This window comes from Trichlorobacter lovleyi (genome assembly GCF_015239775.1).
In the GTDB taxonomy this organism is placed as follows: Bacteria; Desulfobacterota; Desulfuromonadia; order Geobacterales; family Pseudopelobacteraceae; genus Trichlorobacter; species Trichlorobacter lovleyi_B.
This window is the reverse complement of record NZ_CP058409.1, coordinates 2568454-2584093: the sequence shown is the minus strand read 5'-3', so window position 1 is coordinate 2584093 and position 15640 is coordinate 2568454. Positions and strand designations below refer to the sequence as shown.

The window sequence follows — 15640 nt, the reverse complement described above, 5'->3', positions numbered from 1 at the left end:
CCCCGTTTGAGGGCAATGAGCGCTACACACCGGATGGAATCTTGGAGGCCATCATCTCCCTGCGATCAATCGAATGCCCGTCGACAATGAAGGTTCCGTCGCCAACAGCGTGAACCGTGCGCTTTTCCTTGCGTGCTGTATCGAGGTACGCGGCAACCCCCTCTAGCACGACGATGTTGTGCTTCTTAATCATGTCGATCACCTTGCACTCTATGTTGGCGAGGCACTCCTTGATCAGGGGCGGCCTGACGACCTTGCCCTGCACAGGCGTAAGCCCAAAACGGGCAAACTTGTCGGTGTCCGCTCCGGAGCATGTCCCTATGCCGACCACCGTATCGAGCAGATCAACCGTGGGGATCGCAATGACACACTCCCTGGTCTGTTGCAGTGCCAGAAAGGAGTGATTCCATGCACCCGTGGCAATGGCAAATAGCGGGGTGAAATCCAGCACCATCGTCCAGGAGATGGTCATGATGTTGTCCTTCTGACCATCATGAGTCGTCACGAGGACAACAGGCCCGGCTTCTATCAGGGTAAAGGCCTTGCTCAGCTGTAATTGTCGCATAAGAACGTCCTGTTCCTTTGTGCGTCTCTGGTGCTGGAGCATTGGTGCTGTTGAGGTGGGGCAGGGAGTCTAAAGATGTATAACCATGCTGGTGCTGTTTGTAAAGTCGCCAGTTTTGCCGCATAGATGCCAAACATTCCTTCCTGCCGGACACTGTGGTATCATCCTGCGCCATCCTTGTGCCAGCCCTCTGTTGACAGGCTGGCTGCAATTTTCGTGTGCCCCGGGGGCTATTGGGGCATTCCCGTCTGACGACCATCATGGTATAAACCAGGCGCTGCAACGGTTGGCATGGCGAAAGAGTCCGCTGTTTTTTTTGCGTGTCCCTGAGGACAGGATAAGGATAGATGCACAGACAGGCTGAAGATGGTGTAATCTGGCGGGTCATTGATACCGGACCCTGTTGCGGCAGGGAGAACATGGCGATTGATGAGGCGCTTTTCCGTTGCTTTGATCCGGCTGCATCACGGCCGGTGCTGCGGCTGTACGGCTGGCAACCGCCTGCGCTGTCGCTGGGGCGCTTTCAGAAGGCCGGAGATGACCTTGATCTGGCCCGTTGCCGGGCCGACAACCTGACCATCGTACGCAGGATTACCGGTGGCGGGGCGATCTGGCATGCCGATGAGCTGACCTACAGCCTGGTCTGTACGCCCTCGCAGATCCCGCCTGCCAGCTCGGTGAAGGATTCCTTCCGGGTGCTGACCGCTTTTCTGTTGGGCTTTTATCATGCCCTGGGGTTGCAGGCCGGTTATGCCGTTGATCTGGCCCCAGCAGGCAGCAGGCTGGGGCAGCGCACACCGCTCTGTTTCGCAGGCCAGGAAAGCTACGATATCATGCTGCAGGGCCGCAAGATCGGCGGCAATGCCCAGCGCCGCTCGCGGGAGATCATCTTTCAGCATGGCTCGATCCCGCTGCAGAACCGGGTCGGGCAGGGTGTGCAGTACCTGAAGATCAGGCCGCAGGGGCTTGAACAGGCAACCACCTGTCTGGGGGATGAGGGGGTTGCGCTTGGGGATGAACAACTGAAGCAGATACTTGTGCAGCAGTTTGCCGCGCAGTTGGGGGCCGTGTTGCAGCCCGCTGGATTGACCGGGCAGGAGCAGGCGGTTTCAGCGCAGTTGCTGACAGGAAAATACCAGGCTGATTGCTGGAATCTGGAAGGCGAAGAACCATGAAAATCCAACGCAAGCCGGAATGGCTGCGCAAAAAGGTGCCGCAGGGAGAACAGGCCGCCATGCGGGGACTGCTGTCCGAACTGAAGCTGAACACGGTCTGCCAGCAGGCGCTGTGTCCCAATATAGCGGAGTGTTTCGGCTGCGGTCAGGCCACCTTTCTGATCCTGGGCAGGGACTGCACCCGCCAGTGCAGCTTCTGTAACGTGGATAAGGCGCCCAGGCCCCAGGCCCCGGATGCTGATGAACCGCGCCGTCTGGCAGAGGCGGTGCTGCGCCTGAAGCTCTCCCATCTGGTGATCACCAGCCCTACCCGTGATGACCTGCCTGATGGCGGTGCTGCTCACTATGCAGCCACCGTGGCTGCGGTGCGGGAGGTCTCACCTGGTACTGCGGTGGAACTGCTGGTGCCTGATTTCGGCGGTGACCTGACCAGTCTGGCAACGGTGCTGGCGGCGCAGCCGGCCATCCTGGCCCACAACCTTGAAACGGTGCCGCGGCTGTACGAGGTGCGCAAAGGGGCTGATTATCAACGTTCACTGGAGCTGCTGCAGCAGGCAGCGCTGCGTGCGCCGGGCATTCCCACCAAATCAGGCATCATGCTGGGGCTGGGGGAGGAGTTGGATGAGGTGCGGGCGGTGCTGCGGGATCTGCGCAGGGCAGGCTGCAGCTACTTGAGTCTTGGCCAGTATCTGGCCCCCAGCCGACGGCATCAGCCGGTGGTGGCCTATATTCCGCCCCGGCAGTTTGACCTGCTGCGGGATGAGGCTCTGGCACTGGGATTCAGACATGTGGAGAGTGGTCCCTATGTCCGCAGCTCGTACCATGCGGCTAACTACGCATGACAACACCAAGCGTACATCGGCCACTGTTTGCCTATCTGCTGTTAACCCTGAGCGCCCTGATCTGGTCCGGCAACTTTGTGATCAGCCGGGCCGTTGCCACCCTGATTCCGCCGGTGGGGCTGCTCTTCTGGCGTTGGACGGTGGCCCTTGCGGTGCTGTGCCCGATTGTGCTGCCCCGCCTGAAAAGCCAGTGGCCACTGATCCGGGCCAACCTGAAGATCTTCCCCCTCTTCGGCCTGTTCGGGGTCACCCTCTTCAACCTGTTGATCTATCTGGCGATGCACACCACCACCGCCATCAATGCGGCCCTGGTAAACTCTGCCATACCGATACTGATCATCCTCTTTACCCGGGTCTTCTTTCGCAAAGGGGTCAGTTTCCGGCAATGGGTCGGCATTCTGCTGTCGCTGGGAGGGGTCTGTATCATTATCCTGCGGGGCAACCCGGCCACCATCGCCCATTTGACCTTCAGTGCCGGCGACCTGCTGGTGTTGGGGGCCGCCACCTCCTGGGCAGTCTACTCCGTCTGCCTGCGCTACTACCCGGAGGGGCTGGACCCGCTGCTGTTTCTGTTCTGTATCGCCCTGTGCGGCCAGTTCTTTATCCTGCCGCTCTATCTGCTGGAAGTGATCAACGGTGCAACGGTGCCGGTGACGGCGGCAAGCCTGGCCAGCATCGGCTACGTGGGGGTGTTGGCATCTGTGGTTGCCTTTGTGGCCTGGAACAGCGGCATCCGTTCCGTGGGGGCGCAGGTGGGCGGCCAGTTTATCCACCTGATGCCGGTATTCAGCACCATTCTGGCGGTTCTGTTTTTAAAGGAGCGTTTGCAGGGCTACCACCTGCTTGGTATCCTGTTGATCGTTGTCGGCATTATCTTTGCCACTGATCTGCTGCGCTTGAGGAAATCTTAGCAGGCTGTTGAAAAGCTACTGCGGAGCCCGCCTACGGCGTTGCGCGGTGCTCGCTCCTTCGTCTAACGGTCTGTTATGTCTCAGTCGCTGCGCGCCGTGCGCCTTGTAGTCGTGCTTCCTCATAACGTTTTTCAACGGCCTGCAGGGGGGCGGGAGCTGACCGGCACGCACCAGCAGTATCGGATCCTGAAGGGGAGGGTGATCATGGAGATCCTGAAACAGCAGCGGAGGCGCCAAGCCCGATGACCTCCGTTAAAACAAACCTGCTCTACGATATGGCCGAACGCTCCCCCTTCTGGCTGACGCTGCTGATGGCGGCACAGCATGTGATGCTGATCTACAGCGAGATCATTATCTTCCCGGTTATTGTCGGCAAAAAGGCCGGTGCGCCACTGGAGCATATCCTGTTCGCCTCGTGTGCGGCGGCATTGGCGGCAGGGCTGTCAACGCTGCTGCAGGTGGTGCGTATCGGCAGGGTCGGTACCGGCTATGTGCTTTTCATGGGCAGTTCTGCGGCCTACTTCAGCTGTTGTGTCGATGTGGTGACCGCAGGCGGTTTTGCGCTGCTGGCCACCCTGAGCATACTGGTTGCACCGGTTGAGATGCTGCTGGCCTACTGCCTGCGGCATCTGCGCCATGTCTTCACACCGGTGGTGGGGGGCGTCATCCTGCTGCTGGTGGTGATCAGCCTGATCTCTGTCGGCCATCAGGAATGGATGGGGGAGCATGGGAGCGCCCTGTACGGTTCTGCCAAGCATCTGATCGCCGGTGGGGTGACCATGTGTGCCCTGCTGGGGATGGCGTTGTTCGGCAACCGGACCCTGCGGCTCTGGTGCCCCATCATCGGTATGGTTGCCGGCCTTGCGGTGTCCTGGGGGCTGGGGATCCTGGATGTGAGCGCGGCAGCCGCCTACCCCTGGTTCGGCAGGTTTGCCGGCAGCTGGCCCGGCCTGACCTTCAACCTGAAGCCGGAACATTTTCCGTTTTTTCTGACCCTGGCCCTGCTGACCCTGATAAACGGCGTACAGGCCATCGGCAACAGCATGGCGATCCAGCGGGTCTCCCACCGTGAGCCGCGGCAGGTCAACTACGGTATTATTCAGGGCACCATGTACGCGGATGCTTGCGGCAACCTGATCTCCGGCGCCCTTGGGACCATGCCGAATGAGACCTATTCCGAGAATATCTCGGTTGTGCGGATCACCGGGGTCGCCAGCCGGATGGTGGGGGTCTTCGGTGCCTTGATGCTGATCCTACTGCCCTTTCTGCCCAAGCTGAGCATGGTGATGGTCAACCTGCCTGCGCCGGTGTACGGCGGCTTTATCATGGGGCTGGCCGCCATGATGTTTCCGGCCGGTCTTGAACTGGTGTTTGCGCACGGCATTACCCATCAGTCCGGGCTGCTGGTCGGCGTGTCGCTGTGTGTCGGCATGCTGGCTGAAAGCGGCAAGTTTTTTCCCGGCGTGTTCCCGCCAACCTTTGCCTTGTTCCTGAACAGCAGCGTTGCCGCCGGCGGGCTGGTTGCCGTTGCCCTCAGCCTGCTGTTCCGTTTTGCCATCCTGTCGAGCAAAGAGTTCAGCTTTCCGGTTGTGGCCAGTCAGTACCCGGTCCTGTTGGAAAACCTGCAGCAGGCCGGCAATGACCTCGATCTCGATCAGCAGCAGCAGTACCGGCTGCAGCTGGTCTGTGAGGAGCTGTTTGCGCATATTGCCAAGCGCAGCCCGGCAACCTCCAGCGTGAAGATCAAGGTGCTGCGTCACGACGAAGAACTGGTGGTGGAGATCATCCACGGCGAACGGGTGGAAAGTGTCAACTTTAAGGGGATGCCCGCTGATCTGATGGCTGCAACCGAAGAGGAGATATCGTCCCTGGGGCTGGTGCTGGTAAAAGGCCTGGTACGGGATCTGCACCATGTGGAGATCTCCGGAATCACCTACATCTGGTTCAAGCTGGGCTGAAGGAACATCGCAGGCCGGATTGTCTGGCCGCAAAGGATACGGGGGGCCGTTACATGCAGCGTTCAATGAGACAGACAGCCATTATCGGTGCCGGGGCACTGGGGGCAACCTACGGCAGTCTGCTCTTTGCCATGGACCCGGCCGCGGTCTGTTTCATCGCTTCAGGAGAGCGGGCGGAACGGCTGCGCCGGGATGGCGTCACGGTCAACGGCACAACCTCTCGCATCGCGGTGCTGCAGCCGAAAGAGGCAGGCCCCGTTGATCTCCTGATCGTGGCGGTCAAGCACCATCAGCTTGATCAGGCCATCGTTGGGATGAAACAGGCGGTCGGCCCTGCAACCACCATCCTCTCGGTCATGAACGGCATTGACAGTGAAGAGCGGATCGGGGCGGTCTATGGCATGGACAGGATGCTGTATGGTCTGACCCTGGGGATTGATGCGGTCAGGGAACACAACGTTGTGACCTACAGCAGCCTGGGGCGGGTGCTTTTCGGCGAAAAACGGAACAGCAGACTGACGGAGCGGGTCAGGCAGGTCCGGGATCTTTTCAACAGGGCCGCCATAGCCCATGAGATTCCGCCGGATATGCTGCGCAGTCTCTGGTTCAAGTATATGATCAACGTGGGGGTGAACCAGGTCTCGGCTGTGATGGGGCTGACCTATGGCGCCATCCGTTCCTCTGCCGAGGCACGGGAGCTGATGGATGCCGCCATGCGTGAGGTGATCAGGATTGCCCGGGCCATGCAGGTGGATCTGTCAGAGCAGGATATCGCTGCCTGGTACACGGTTCTTGCCACACTGGGGGCCTCAAGCAAGACCTCCATGCTGCAGGATGTGGAGGCGGGCCGCAAGACCGAGCTGGAGATGCTGGCCGGAACCGTGATTATGCTTGGAAAACAGCACGGTATCCTGACGCCGGTGAATCAACGCCTTTTTGATGCGTTGCAGCTGATTGAGGCGGGATCGACGTGCGCTGCCGCCTCGATGCCGGGGGCGTTGCAGGTATGAAAATGTTCAATTCTAAAGGGGTTTGGTAATGAGGCAGTCTTTGGTAACACACGGTGTCTGCAATCTGGTGCTGCTTTCTGCCCTGACAGGCCCGGCCATGGCCGGCCAGGGGGTAACACAGTATGACCTGAAGGATTTTTTCGGTAAGCCGGAACGCTCGGTTTTCCGTCTCTCCGAAGATGGAAAGACCCTCGGGTTCATGCAGCCCTATGAGCGCCGCAAGAACCTGTATGTGGTCTCCCTGCCGCCGGACGGCAAGACACCTGACTTTGCCAAGGCAACGCAGCTTACGTCTGAAACCGAGCGGGATATTGCAGGTTTTTTCTGGAAGGGGAGTGACACCATCCTCTACCTGAAGGACTTTGGGGGAGATGAAAATTACCATCTGCTGTCCGTTGATCTGAAAAGCGGCAAGGTCAGGGATCTAACCCCCTTTCCCAAGGTCCGTGCCTCAATTGTGGATGACCTGCTGGATGACCCTGAGCATGTTCTGGTGCAGCACAACAAGCGTGACCCGCAGTTTTTTGACGTGTACCGGGTTAATGTCAAGACCGGTGATGCTCAACTGGTGGCTCAGAACCCCGGCAATATCACCGGCTGGATCACTGACCATGCCGGTCGTGTCCGGATGGCCTCAACATCCGACGGTGTCACTACCAGTCTGCTGTACCGGGCAACTGAAAAGGAGCCGTTCAAGACCATTCTGACCACTGATTTCCGTACCACGGTCTCCCCGCTGTTTTTCACCTTTGACAACAGGTCGCTGTATACCCTTTCAAACCGCGGCCGGGACAAGACCGCACTGGTACTGCTCGATCCGGACAACGGTACGGAATCACCACCGCTTTTTGAACATCCGGAGGTTGATCTGGACGGGCTGTCCTACTCTCACAAACGTAAACTGCTTACACAGGTCAGCTTTACCACCTGGAAGAGCCAGCAGCATTTCTTTGATGCCGAAACCAGGGCGCTCTATGCCAGACTAAAGGAAAGACTGCCCGGTTATGAGATCGCTCTGCAGAGCGAAAACCGTGCTGAAGATACCTTCATTGTGGCTGCCTACAATGACCGCACCCAGGGTGCCCGTTATGTCTACTCGCTTAAAACCGATACCCTGACCAGCCTGGGCGAGATCAATCCCCGCATCAATCCGGCCGATATGGCCGGCATGCAGCCGATAACCTATACGACCCGGGACGGTCTGACCATCAACGGCTACCTGACGGTGCCGGTGAACCGTGAGGCCAAGCAGCTGCCGGTCATCGTCAATCCCCATGGCGGGCCGTGGGTGCGGGATTCCTGGGGCTATAACCCGGAAATCCAGTTTCTGGCCAACCGTGGCTTTGCTGTCTTCCAGATGAATTATCGCGGTTCAACCGGCTACGGCCGGGCCTTCTGGGAAAAGAGTTTCAAGCAGTGGGGCAGGCGCATGCAGGATGATATCACGGACGGGGTTGCCTGGTTGATCAAGGAGGGGATTGCCGATCCCAAGCGGGTGGGGATCTATGGCGGCAGCTACGGCGGCTATGCCACCCTGGCCGGGGTGACCTTTACTCCGGATCTCTATGCTGCGGCGGTTGATTATGTCGGTGTGGCCAACCTGTTTACCTTCATGCAGACCATTCCCCCCTACTGGAAACCGTATCTGGCCATGATGTATGAGATGGTGGGGGACCCGCAAAAGGATACGGCCCTGCTTAAACAGACCTCGCCGGTCTTCCACGCCGACCGGATCAGGACGCCGCTGTTCATTGCCCAGGGGGCCAATGACCCCCGGGTGAACAAGGCTGAATCCGACCAGATGGTGGCCGCCCTGAAGAAACGCGGGGTTGAGGTGCAGTATCTGGTAAAGGATAACGAAGGGCATGGTTTCCATAACGAGGAAAACCAGTTTGAGTTTTACGGGGCCATGGAGGCGTTTTTCAGAAAACACCTTCTCAAGGACCGTTCGTCAAAAAAATAACCCAATGCAGGCTGGAGTCTCCCTATGCAGCAGACCACCATAGATGGTATCACCCTTGCGCTGGCCAGGCCGGTTGAGCTGGCACTGAACTGGATCGGACAGGACGAGCTGTTACGTCAGCTGCTGGCAGCCTGGATGGTGCTTGAGGCCCGTGATATCCCGTTTAATCCCCGCCTGATCGGCAAGCCGGGGGTGGGCAAGACAACCCTGGCCTACGCAGCGGCCAAGCGTCTGAACAGGCCGGTCTATCTGTTTCAGGCCACCATGGATACCCGGCCGGAGGATCTGATTGTAACACCGGTGATCGGGCCGGGCGGTACCATCCAGTACGTGGGCTCATCACTGGTGTCTGCCATGGTGAACGGCGGGGTGCTGATCCTGGATGAAGGCAACCGGATGAGCGAGAAATCCTGGGCCTCCCTGGCTCCCCTGCTGGATGATCGCCGCTATGTCGAGTCGGTGATTACCGGGCTCAGGATCCCGGCGCACCGCGATTTCAGGATTGTGGTGACCATGAACGAGGATGCCTCGACCTTTGAGATCCCCGAGTATATCCATTCCCGCCTGCAGCCCCAGATCTATATCGATTTTCCCGAGGCGGACGAAGAGCTGCTGATCCTGCAGGAGAACCTGCCCTTTGCAGAACCGGAGATCCTGCATTACGTGGTTGATTTTCTCCAGCAGGCCCATGCCAGGGATGAGCGCTATTCGGTACGGGACGGCATCAATATCGCCCGCTACGCCCTGAAGATGTCTGCCGTCAGCAACAGCGCCCCCCGTGAGATGCTGGCAACAGCGGTTGAGCGTATTTTGGGGGACGAGGCGCTTCCGTACCTCTCCTGATCATGCCGCGACGACTCTTTCTTCACCACTTTGGTCCTGTGTACGGACTGCCGGTGCTGCACTACCGGATGGAGTTTGCCCATCTGGTTCGCCAGGCCGTGCAGCAGATCCGCCCTGATGCCATTGCCATTGAGCTGCCGCCAACCCTTGCAGCCCCCTTCCGCCGTGCCCTGGCACGGCTGCCCCAGATCAGTTTAGTCAGCTATCCGGTCAGAGAGGCCGATGGCCGTGAGTCGTCAGTCCATCTGCTTGTTGAGCCTGCCGATCCCCTGGTCGAGGCCGGGCGGCTGGCTATGGAGCTGGGGATTCCGCTGCATTGTGTTGATCCGGATATTGACCGCTACCCCCGCCACCGTGAAGCGCTGCCTGACTCCTACAGCATTGCCCGCATAGGGCTGGCTGCCTATTATCAGGCCTTTTGTGAGGCAATGGCAGCAGAGATCCCCTGCCATGCCGACCGCCGCCGTGAGCAGGGGATGGCCTATGCCCTGCAGCAGCTCGGGCAGGAGCATCAGCGGATTCTGTTTGTCTGCGGTATGGCCCATCTGCAGCGGGTTGCCGGGCTGTATGAGCAGCCCCAGGCGCCCCCTGTGGCGCGGAAACAGCGGGAAGGGATCACCCTCTGGAACCTGCATCCTGCCTGCTGCGGTGAGGCGCTGGCCGAGTTCCCCTTTCTGTCGGCCGTCTATGAATACCGGAGACACGGGCTGCCGGATCTGCCGGTTGAGCGTGGTAACGGGCTGCGTAAGCAGTTCCATGCACTGGAACTGATCGGCGGCGGCAGGCAGGAGCTGCCGGAGGCAGAGGTGATGGATGCCGCCATCCGGCGTTCGGCCCACCAGCTTGGGACAGCAGGCCGCTTTCCCGACCGGCAGCGGATTATCTATCACCTGTTCAGCGAAACGGCCCGCCATTACAAGCAGGAGACCGGCGAACCGGTGCATATCTGGCAAAAGCGGGCCTTCTTCCGCTTTGCCCGCAACTACGCCCTGCTGGACAAGATGCTGCTGCCGGACCTGTTCCAGCTGCTGGCGGCTGCCCGCGGCTGTCTGGATGACAACTTTGCCTATGCCTTCTGCCGCCTGGCCGTCAGTTATCCCTGGCAGCAGGAAGGCAGCGACCTGCCTGACCGCAGCATCTCGGCGGAAGAGTTGTGGGGAGGGCAGCGCCAGATCAGGTTCCGTCCCCGTCAGCAACGCAAAAAAGGACTTTCCGGCCTGCGCTTGATGCAGCGCAAGCGGGAGAAACGCCCCGGAGAATGGCTGGAGGGGTTTGATAATCCTTCGATCTGTTCCTACCCCCCTGAAGACCTTGCCATTGAGAACTTCGGCAACTTTCTCAAACAAAAGGGGAGCCTGCAGCTGTCGGAGGAACAGTCCCGCAGCGAAAAGTTCTCCACCTCGCTGCTTGACGGCATTGACATGCGTGAGACCTTGCGGAACATGCATGAAGGGGCTATCTACGTACGGCAGCAGGTCAGGGCCAAGGGGGGCGTCGGCAGTGTGGTCATGATCTTCAGTGAAGGCAGACGTGGCGAGTACCCCTACCAGACCACCTGGCTCGGTGAACATGAGCAGGAGTCGGATATGGCCTTCTATGCCACTGACCCGGCAGCAAATGTGGTGGGGCCGGGGATCTGCCGCTGTGAATACGGTGGCTTCATGCTCTCCTATCCACCCCGCCGCCTGCGGGAGGTCTGGAGCGACCCCGACTACCGTTTTGCCGATAGCAGGGCCGAGATACTGCTGCTGGCTGCGCTGGATTACTCAACGGAACGGAATGTGGTCTATGTTGCGGCAAAGCCGCCACGCAGCAGCTTTAAACAGCATGCCGCCAGGATCGGCCGGACCATTGTCTATATCCCGCTGGGGTCACTCTCGCCGGTGCGGCTGAAGCAGTTGCGGGTGTTGCATGTGCTTTCCGGGCATGATAAACGGGCCTTTGCCAAAGAGTACATCTGGTAGCATCGCCGTTGTTTCCCATCTTATCCTGAGGTGTCCCATGAGTCATCAACCACAGCCTCCACAGCATTTCCGCGGCCGCTGGTCCAGCCGGCTGGGCTTTATCATGGCTGCAGCCGGCTCTGCCGTCGGCCTGGGCAACATCTGGAAGTTCCCCTATGTCACCGGCATGCACGGCGGTGGCGCCTTTGTCCTGTTCTACCTGTTCTGCATCCTGAGCATCGGTGTCCCGCTGATGGTGGCCGAGATGGTGATCGGCCGGCATACCCGCAAAGACCCGGTGGGGGCCTTTAAACGGCTGAAAGGGGGCGGCTGGACACTGGTGGGCTGGATGGGGGTGGTTGCTGCGTTTTCGATCCTCTCCTACTATGGCGTGGTGGCCGGCTGGGCCGTGGACTACCTCTGGCTGGCGCTTAAAGGGACCTTCACACCGCAGTATGCCGATCAGGTGCCGCAGCTTTTTGACCGTCTGCTGGCAAGCGATTTCAGCCAGCTGTTCTGGCAGGCCCTGTTTGTTGCTGCCAACGTACTGATCGTGATCGGTGGCGTCAAGAGCGGCCTGGAGCGGGCCAACAAGATCATGATGCCGGTCCTGTTTCTGATCCTGGTGGCCCTGGCCGCCCATGGCCTCTTTTCAGCGGGGGGGGCCAAGGCGTTCCGGTTTCTGTTTGCAGCAGACTGGTCCAGGCTGGACCCGCCTGCCATGCTGGAGGCGCTGGGCCACGCCTTCTTCAGCCTCAGTCTGGCCATGGGGGCGATGCTGACCTACGGCAGCTATGCGGATGAAGAGATCAGTATTCCCAAGGTGGCCATTACGGTATCAATTATGGACACCTTGGTGGCACTGCTGTCCGGGCTGGCCATCTTTCCGATCGTCTTCAGCTACGGCATGGCCCCTGCGGCAGGGCCCGGTCTGGTGTTCAAGACCCTGCCGATCCTGTTCAGCCAGATGCCGGGCGGTACCCTGATTGCCATCCTGTTCTTCCTGCTGCTGGTGTTTGCCGCGCTTACTTCGGGCATTTCATTGCTGGAGGTGGTGGTGGCCTACTACTGTGATGAGCAGAAATGGGACCGTACCAGGGCAACGCTGCTGATGGGGCTGGCTATTTTTGCACTGGGCGTTCCTTCGGCATTCTCAAATAATCTGCTCAAGGAGTGGCATGTCATCGGTGATCGCAATTTTCTGGATTCCATCGATTTCCTGGCAAGTAACTATCTCCTGCCGCTGGGAGGACTGCTGATTACGCTGTTCGCCGGGTGGGTGCTGATCCCCAGAATCGGGAGGGATGAGCTTTTGAAGGGTGGGGGAAGCCGGGCATTCTACCACGTCTGGTATTTTCTGATCCGCTATGTTTCACCGGTGTTGGTGGCGTTGGTGCTGCTGAACAAGGTCGGCCTGTTTTGATATGCCGGAGTGCATGGCCCCTGCCCTCACAAGAGGAGCTGTGGTCTGCTGCATAAAAGAAAAGCCCCGTCGAGACGGGGCTTTTTAGTTACATCAAGAGCAGTGGGCTACTTCTTCTTGGCTGCCTTGATCTTCAGATCTTTCAGCCCCTTGCCGGGTGAGAACTTTGCCGATGTCTTGGCTGCAATCTTGATCTCCTTGCCGGTCTGGGGGTTGCGGCCGGTGCGGGCCTTGCGGGAAATGGTACTGAATGTGCCAAATCCTACCAGTGTTACCTTGTCGCCTGCTTTCAGAGCTGCTTCAGTAGCAGCTGTGAAGGCGGCCAGTGCCTTTTCGGCCTGTGCCTTGGTGATGCCTGCGTCGGTTGCCATCTTTGCAACGAGATCTGCCTTCTTCATCTGGGTACCCCCTTGGTTGGATACGGGACAGGACGTCTCCTGCACCGGCTACTGCTTGGTAGAGCATGATAACACCAGTTTTTTAGTCTGCAAGCGCCCAACCTACATTTTTTTACAAATGGCTTAAAAAAATCAGGCCGCAGCCGCTGTCAGGTCTTTCAGCCGGCGCTTCCGTGTCCCGGTTTGTCCAAGAAATGGTTGACACTGTTTCGGGCTGGCAGTAAGTATGAAAGGCAACGGCGGCCATGGGCCGCCTCTTTTTTCAGATATTTTTGCAGGAGGTGTCAGATGCAGATCGAAGTACTTCCCTTGGCCCCTGAGCGGATGAAACAGAAGGTGGCTGATGAGACACAACTTGGCTTTGGCAAGCTGTTTACCGACCGGATGCTGCTGGTCGAGTGGACTGTTGACAAAGGCTGGCATAATGCCCGGATCAAGCCGTACGAGCCGTTCATGCTGGACCCGGCCACGTCGGTGCTGCACTATGCCCAGGAGATCTTTGAGGGGCTCAAGGCCTATAAATGGGATGATGGCAGGATCGCCCTGTTCCGCCCCGAGATGAACGCCCGACGCTTCAATCAGTCCGCCAGCCGGATGTGCATGCCGGAAGTGCCTGAAGAGCTGTTTCTGGACGGCATCGACAAGCTGGTTGAGCTGGAAAAGGACTGGATTCCCACCGCACCCGGCACCGCGATGTATATCCGGCCGGCCATGATAGCGGTTGATCCCTATCTTGGAGTCAAGCCCGGCGACCATTACTACTTTTTTGTGATCCTTTCCCCGGTGGGGGCCTACTATGCAGCCGGCTTCAACCCGGTCAGCATCCTGGTGGAGGACAAATATGTCCGTTCCGTGGCAGGCGGCACCGGTGATGCCAAGACCGGCGGCAATTACGCCTCTTCCCTCAAGGCCGGCCTGGAAGCCAAGAAGAAGGGCTATGATCAGGTGCTCTGGCTGGATGGTAAGGAGCGTCGCTACATTGAAGAGGTCGGGGCCATGAACATGTTCTTTGCCTACGGCAACCATATTGTCACCGCCCCCCTGACCGGTTCGATCCTGTCCGGCATTACCCGTGAATCGGTGCTGCGGCTGGCGATTGAACTGGGCTGCACGGTTGAGGAGCGGCTGATTGATGTGGATGAGCTGTTCGCAGACCTGCGCGGCGGCAAGGTGACCGAGGCCTTTGGCAGCGGCACCGCTGCAGTGGTGACCCCGGTGGGTAAGCTCGGTTACAAGGATGAGGCGCTGCAGGTTGGCGACGGCGGCGTTGGTGCGATTACCCAGAAACTGTACGACGCCCTGACCGGTATCCAGACCGGCAAGCTGGATGATCGTTATGGCTGGATCAGGATCGTTGACGCGGCCTAGCCGTTATTGAGCCGTGATATGACCTTCAGAGGGGCATGAACCGATGGTTTTTGCCCCTTTTGCGTATCAGGAGACGCCATGGAGACCGCCGAACTTCAGATCAAGACAGGACAGAAAAATGTGATGCTGCCGATCAGCGGACTGCTGGCTGACCTGGTACAACAGCGTGGCTGGCAGGATGGCATCCTGACGGTCTTTGTGCCCCATACCACCGCCGGGGTCACCATCAACGAGAATGCTGACCCGGATGTGGCCCGTGACATGACCTGGTTCATGCAGCAGCTGGTGCCGGATCTCCCCGGTTTCCGCCACGTTGAAGGCAATTCGGATGCCCATATCAAGGCCAGCCTGTTCGGCTCGTCAGTACAGGTGATTGTCAGGGCAGGAACTCTCTGGCTGGGAACCTGGCAGGGGGTCTACTTTTGCGAGTTTGATGGACCACGCCAGCGTCAGGTCAGGCTGGCATTTTCCTGATCACATGAATCGGGAATTGTGTTAGAATTTACTCATGGAAGTTATGAAACAGGAAGGGAGCCTGTGCCATGTTAAAAAGAATCGTACAATTGGCCTTTATGATTATAGCCATAAGTTTGGGAGTACAGGCGTTTGCTGCCGGTGACTACCGCGGCGATGAACGCTGTCCGCGGCCGACGGACTGGAGCAACTACTCTGAACCGTACGATCCGCTGGAACATCCCCGCGACTATCCCACCTTTGACAAGGCCGACCGGGCCGGCTGGTCATGCTCGTACCAGCGTGAAGACGGTGTGATTGTCCAGTATGGTGACAGCCGCAGCCCGCAGGAGCAATGGCTGGATACCTATGGCGGCAGTGATGGTGGAAATCAGAACTGAGTTTTTTATCCAGATGGGGCCTGTGGATGGTTCCATGCCAGTGCGATGATCTCAACCTCAATCCAATGCAGATGATTAACTGCAGGAATGGCTGTTTGGGTGCATTTGTAACATGCTAATGTCACTTGCCTTTTGTAGGTTTTGGTTGTCGGGTAGAGGTTGGAATAGTTTGTGTTTGATACCATTTGAATATAGCTTCAAGACCTTGACATCCTTGAATGTTAGTGTATACAAATTTTTACTGTTCATGTCTTTCACATCGCATGAGATGCTCTAGTGTCACAGCAGTGCAATGAACGTGCTTTGCAGCTTTAGAGGTCGTTTTCGGTTTACTCGTCAGGAACGTCGCGGCTTTTGATGACCGCTGTAATAATGTCACAAACCAGA

14 protein-coding genes are annotated in these 15640 nt (G+C 58.6%); 12 read left to right on the top strand and 2 right to left on the bottom strand.

Translation table 11 applies throughout. The annotated features are described in order from the left end of the window. Positions 1–22 precede the first annotated feature (22 nt). Positions 23–565 (bottom strand): flavin reductase family protein, encoded by a 543-nt coding sequence (locus FY034_RS11915; protein ID WP_265550815.1) that lies wholly within the window; start codon positions 563–565, stop codon positions 23–25. Positions 566–912: 347 nt separating this feature from the next. Here FY034_RS11915 and FY034_RS11910 point away from each other — a divergent pair, with 347 nt between their 5' ends. The 9 genes from FY034_RS11910 (at position 913) to FY034_RS11870 (ending at position 12633) form a co-directional block, all read left to right on the top strand. Beyond that, a complete protein-coding gene (locus FY034_RS11910; RefSeq protein WP_265550814.1) occupies positions 913–1740 on the top strand; it encodes a lipoate--protein ligase family protein in 828 nt (275 codons plus the stop codon). After that, entirely contained in the window at positions 1737–2582 is an 846-nt protein-coding gene (gene lipA / locus FY034_RS11905) for a lipoyl synthase (protein WP_265550812.1), read from the top strand. The genes FY034_RS11910 and lipA overlap by 4 nt, the downstream gene beginning before the upstream one ends. Beyond that, entirely contained in the window at positions 2579–3493 is a 915-nt protein-coding gene (locus FY034_RS11900; RefSeq protein ID WP_265550810.1) for a DMT family transporter, read from the top strand. The genes lipA and FY034_RS11900 overlap by 4 nt, the downstream gene beginning before the upstream one ends. Positions 3494–3735: 242 nt before the next feature. Beyond that, positions 3736–5451: a solute carrier family 23 protein gene (locus FY034_RS11895; protein ID WP_265550808.1), complete on the top strand. Its 1716-nt coding sequence runs from the start codon at positions 3736–3738 to the stop codon at positions 5449–5451. Positions 5452–5504: 53 nt separating this feature from the next. Beyond that, a complete protein-coding gene (locus tag FY034_RS11890) occupies positions 5505–6461 on the top strand; it encodes a ketopantoate reductase family protein (protein ID WP_265550806.1) in 957 nt (318 codons plus the stop codon). A gap of 28 nt (positions 6462–6489) precedes the next feature. After that, entirely contained in the window at positions 6490–8424 is a 1935-nt protein-coding gene (locus tag FY034_RS11885) for an alpha/beta hydrolase family protein (protein WP_265550804.1), read from the top strand. A 24-nt stretch (positions 8425–8448) separates the two neighbouring features. Further along, entirely contained in the window at positions 8449–9267 is an 819-nt protein-coding gene (locus FY034_RS11880) for an AAA family ATPase (protein WP_265550802.1), read from the top strand. 2 nt (positions 9268–9269) lie between these two features. Next, positions 9270–11231, top strand: coding sequence for a hypothetical protein (locus FY034_RS11875; protein WP_265550800.1), 1962 nt, complete (start codon positions 9270–9272; stop codon positions 11229–11231). A 37-nt stretch (positions 11232–11268) separates the two neighbouring features. Next, positions 11269–12633 (top strand): sodium-dependent transporter, encoded by a 1365-nt coding sequence (locus FY034_RS11870; RefSeq protein ID WP_265550797.1) that lies wholly within the window; start codon positions 11269–11271, stop codon positions 12631–12633. Between the two features lie 107 nt (positions 12634–12740). Here the strand turns inward: FY034_RS11870 and FY034_RS11865 are convergent, their stop codons facing one another. Next, positions 12741–13031 carry an HU family DNA-binding protein gene (locus FY034_RS11865; protein WP_012470684.1) on the bottom strand — a complete coding sequence of 97 codons (291 nt, stop codon included), beginning with the start codon at positions 13029–13031 and terminating at the stop codon, positions 12741–12743. A 288-nt stretch (positions 13032–13319) separates the two neighbouring features. Between FY034_RS11865 and FY034_RS11860 the strand changes: the two genes are divergently transcribed. The 3 genes from FY034_RS11860 (at position 13320) to FY034_RS11850 (ending at position 15253) form a co-directional block, all read left to right on the top strand. Next, a complete protein-coding gene (locus tag FY034_RS11860) occupies positions 13320–14399 on the top strand; it encodes a branched-chain amino acid aminotransferase (protein WP_265550795.1) in 1080 nt (359 codons plus the stop codon). 78 nt (positions 14400–14477) lie between these two features. Continuing rightward, positions 14478–14873 carry a secondary thiamine-phosphate synthase enzyme YjbQ gene (locus FY034_RS11855; RefSeq protein WP_265550792.1) on the top strand — a complete coding sequence of 132 codons (396 nt, stop codon included), beginning with the start codon at positions 14478–14480 and terminating at the stop codon, positions 14871–14873. Between the two features lie 68 nt (positions 14874–14941). After that, positions 14942–15253: a hypothetical protein gene (locus tag FY034_RS11850; protein ID WP_265550790.1), complete on the top strand. Its 312-nt coding sequence runs from the start codon at positions 14942–14944 to the stop codon at positions 15251–15253. Positions 15254–15640 lie beyond the last annotated feature (387 nt).

Excerpts from the sequence above, each read along its gene's own strand:
- FY034_RS11910 (WP_265550814.1), top strand. The coding sequence starts at position 913 with ATGCACAGACAGGCTGAAGATGGTGTAATCTGGCGGGTCATTGATACC.
- FY034_RS11855 (WP_265550792.1), top strand. The coding sequence starts at position 14,478 with ATGGAGACCGCCGAACTTCAGATCAAGACAGGACAGAAAAATGTGATG.
- FY034_RS11850 (WP_265550790.1), top strand. The coding sequence starts at position 14,942 with ATGTTAAAAAGAATCGTACAATTGGCCTTTATGATTATAGCCATAAGT.
- FY034_RS11880 (WP_265550802.1), top strand. The coding sequence starts at position 8,449 with ATGCAGCAGACCACCATAGATGGTATCACCCTTGCGCTGGCCAGGCCG.
- FY034_RS11900 (WP_265550810.1), top strand. The coding sequence starts at position 2,579 with ATGACAACACCAAGCGTACATCGGCCACTGTTTGCCTATCTGCTGTTA.
- FY034_RS11915 (WP_265550815.1), bottom strand. The coding sequence starts at position 565 with ATGCGACAATTACAGCTGAGCAAGGCCTTTACCCTGATAGAAGCCGGG.
- FY034_RS11890 (WP_265550806.1), top strand. The coding sequence starts at position 5,505 with ATGCAGCGTTCAATGAGACAGACAGCCATTATCGGTGCCGGGGCACTG.
- FY034_RS11865 (WP_012470684.1), bottom strand. The coding sequence starts at position 13,031 with ATGAAGAAGGCAGATCTCGTTGCAAAGATGGCAACCGACGCAGGCATC.
- lipA (WP_265550812.1), top strand. The coding sequence starts at position 1,737 with ATGAAAATCCAACGCAAGCCGGAATGGCTGCGCAAAAAGGTGCCGCAG.
- FY034_RS11895 (WP_265550808.1), top strand. The coding sequence starts at position 3,736 with ATGACCTCCGTTAAAACAAACCTGCTCTACGATATGGCCGAACGCTCC.
- FY034_RS11885 (WP_265550804.1), top strand. The coding sequence starts at position 6,490 with ATGAGGCAGTCTTTGGTAACACACGGTGTCTGCAATCTGGTGCTGCTT.
- FY034_RS11875 (WP_265550800.1), top strand. The coding sequence starts at position 9,270 with ATGCCGCGACGACTCTTTCTTCACCACTTTGGTCCTGTGTACGGACTG.
- FY034_RS11870 (WP_265550797.1), top strand. The coding sequence starts at position 11,269 with ATGAGTCATCAACCACAGCCTCCACAGCATTTCCGCGGCCGCTGGTCC.
- FY034_RS11860 (WP_265550795.1), top strand. The coding sequence starts at position 13,320 with ATGCAGATCGAAGTACTTCCCTTGGCCCCTGAGCGGATGAAACAGAAG.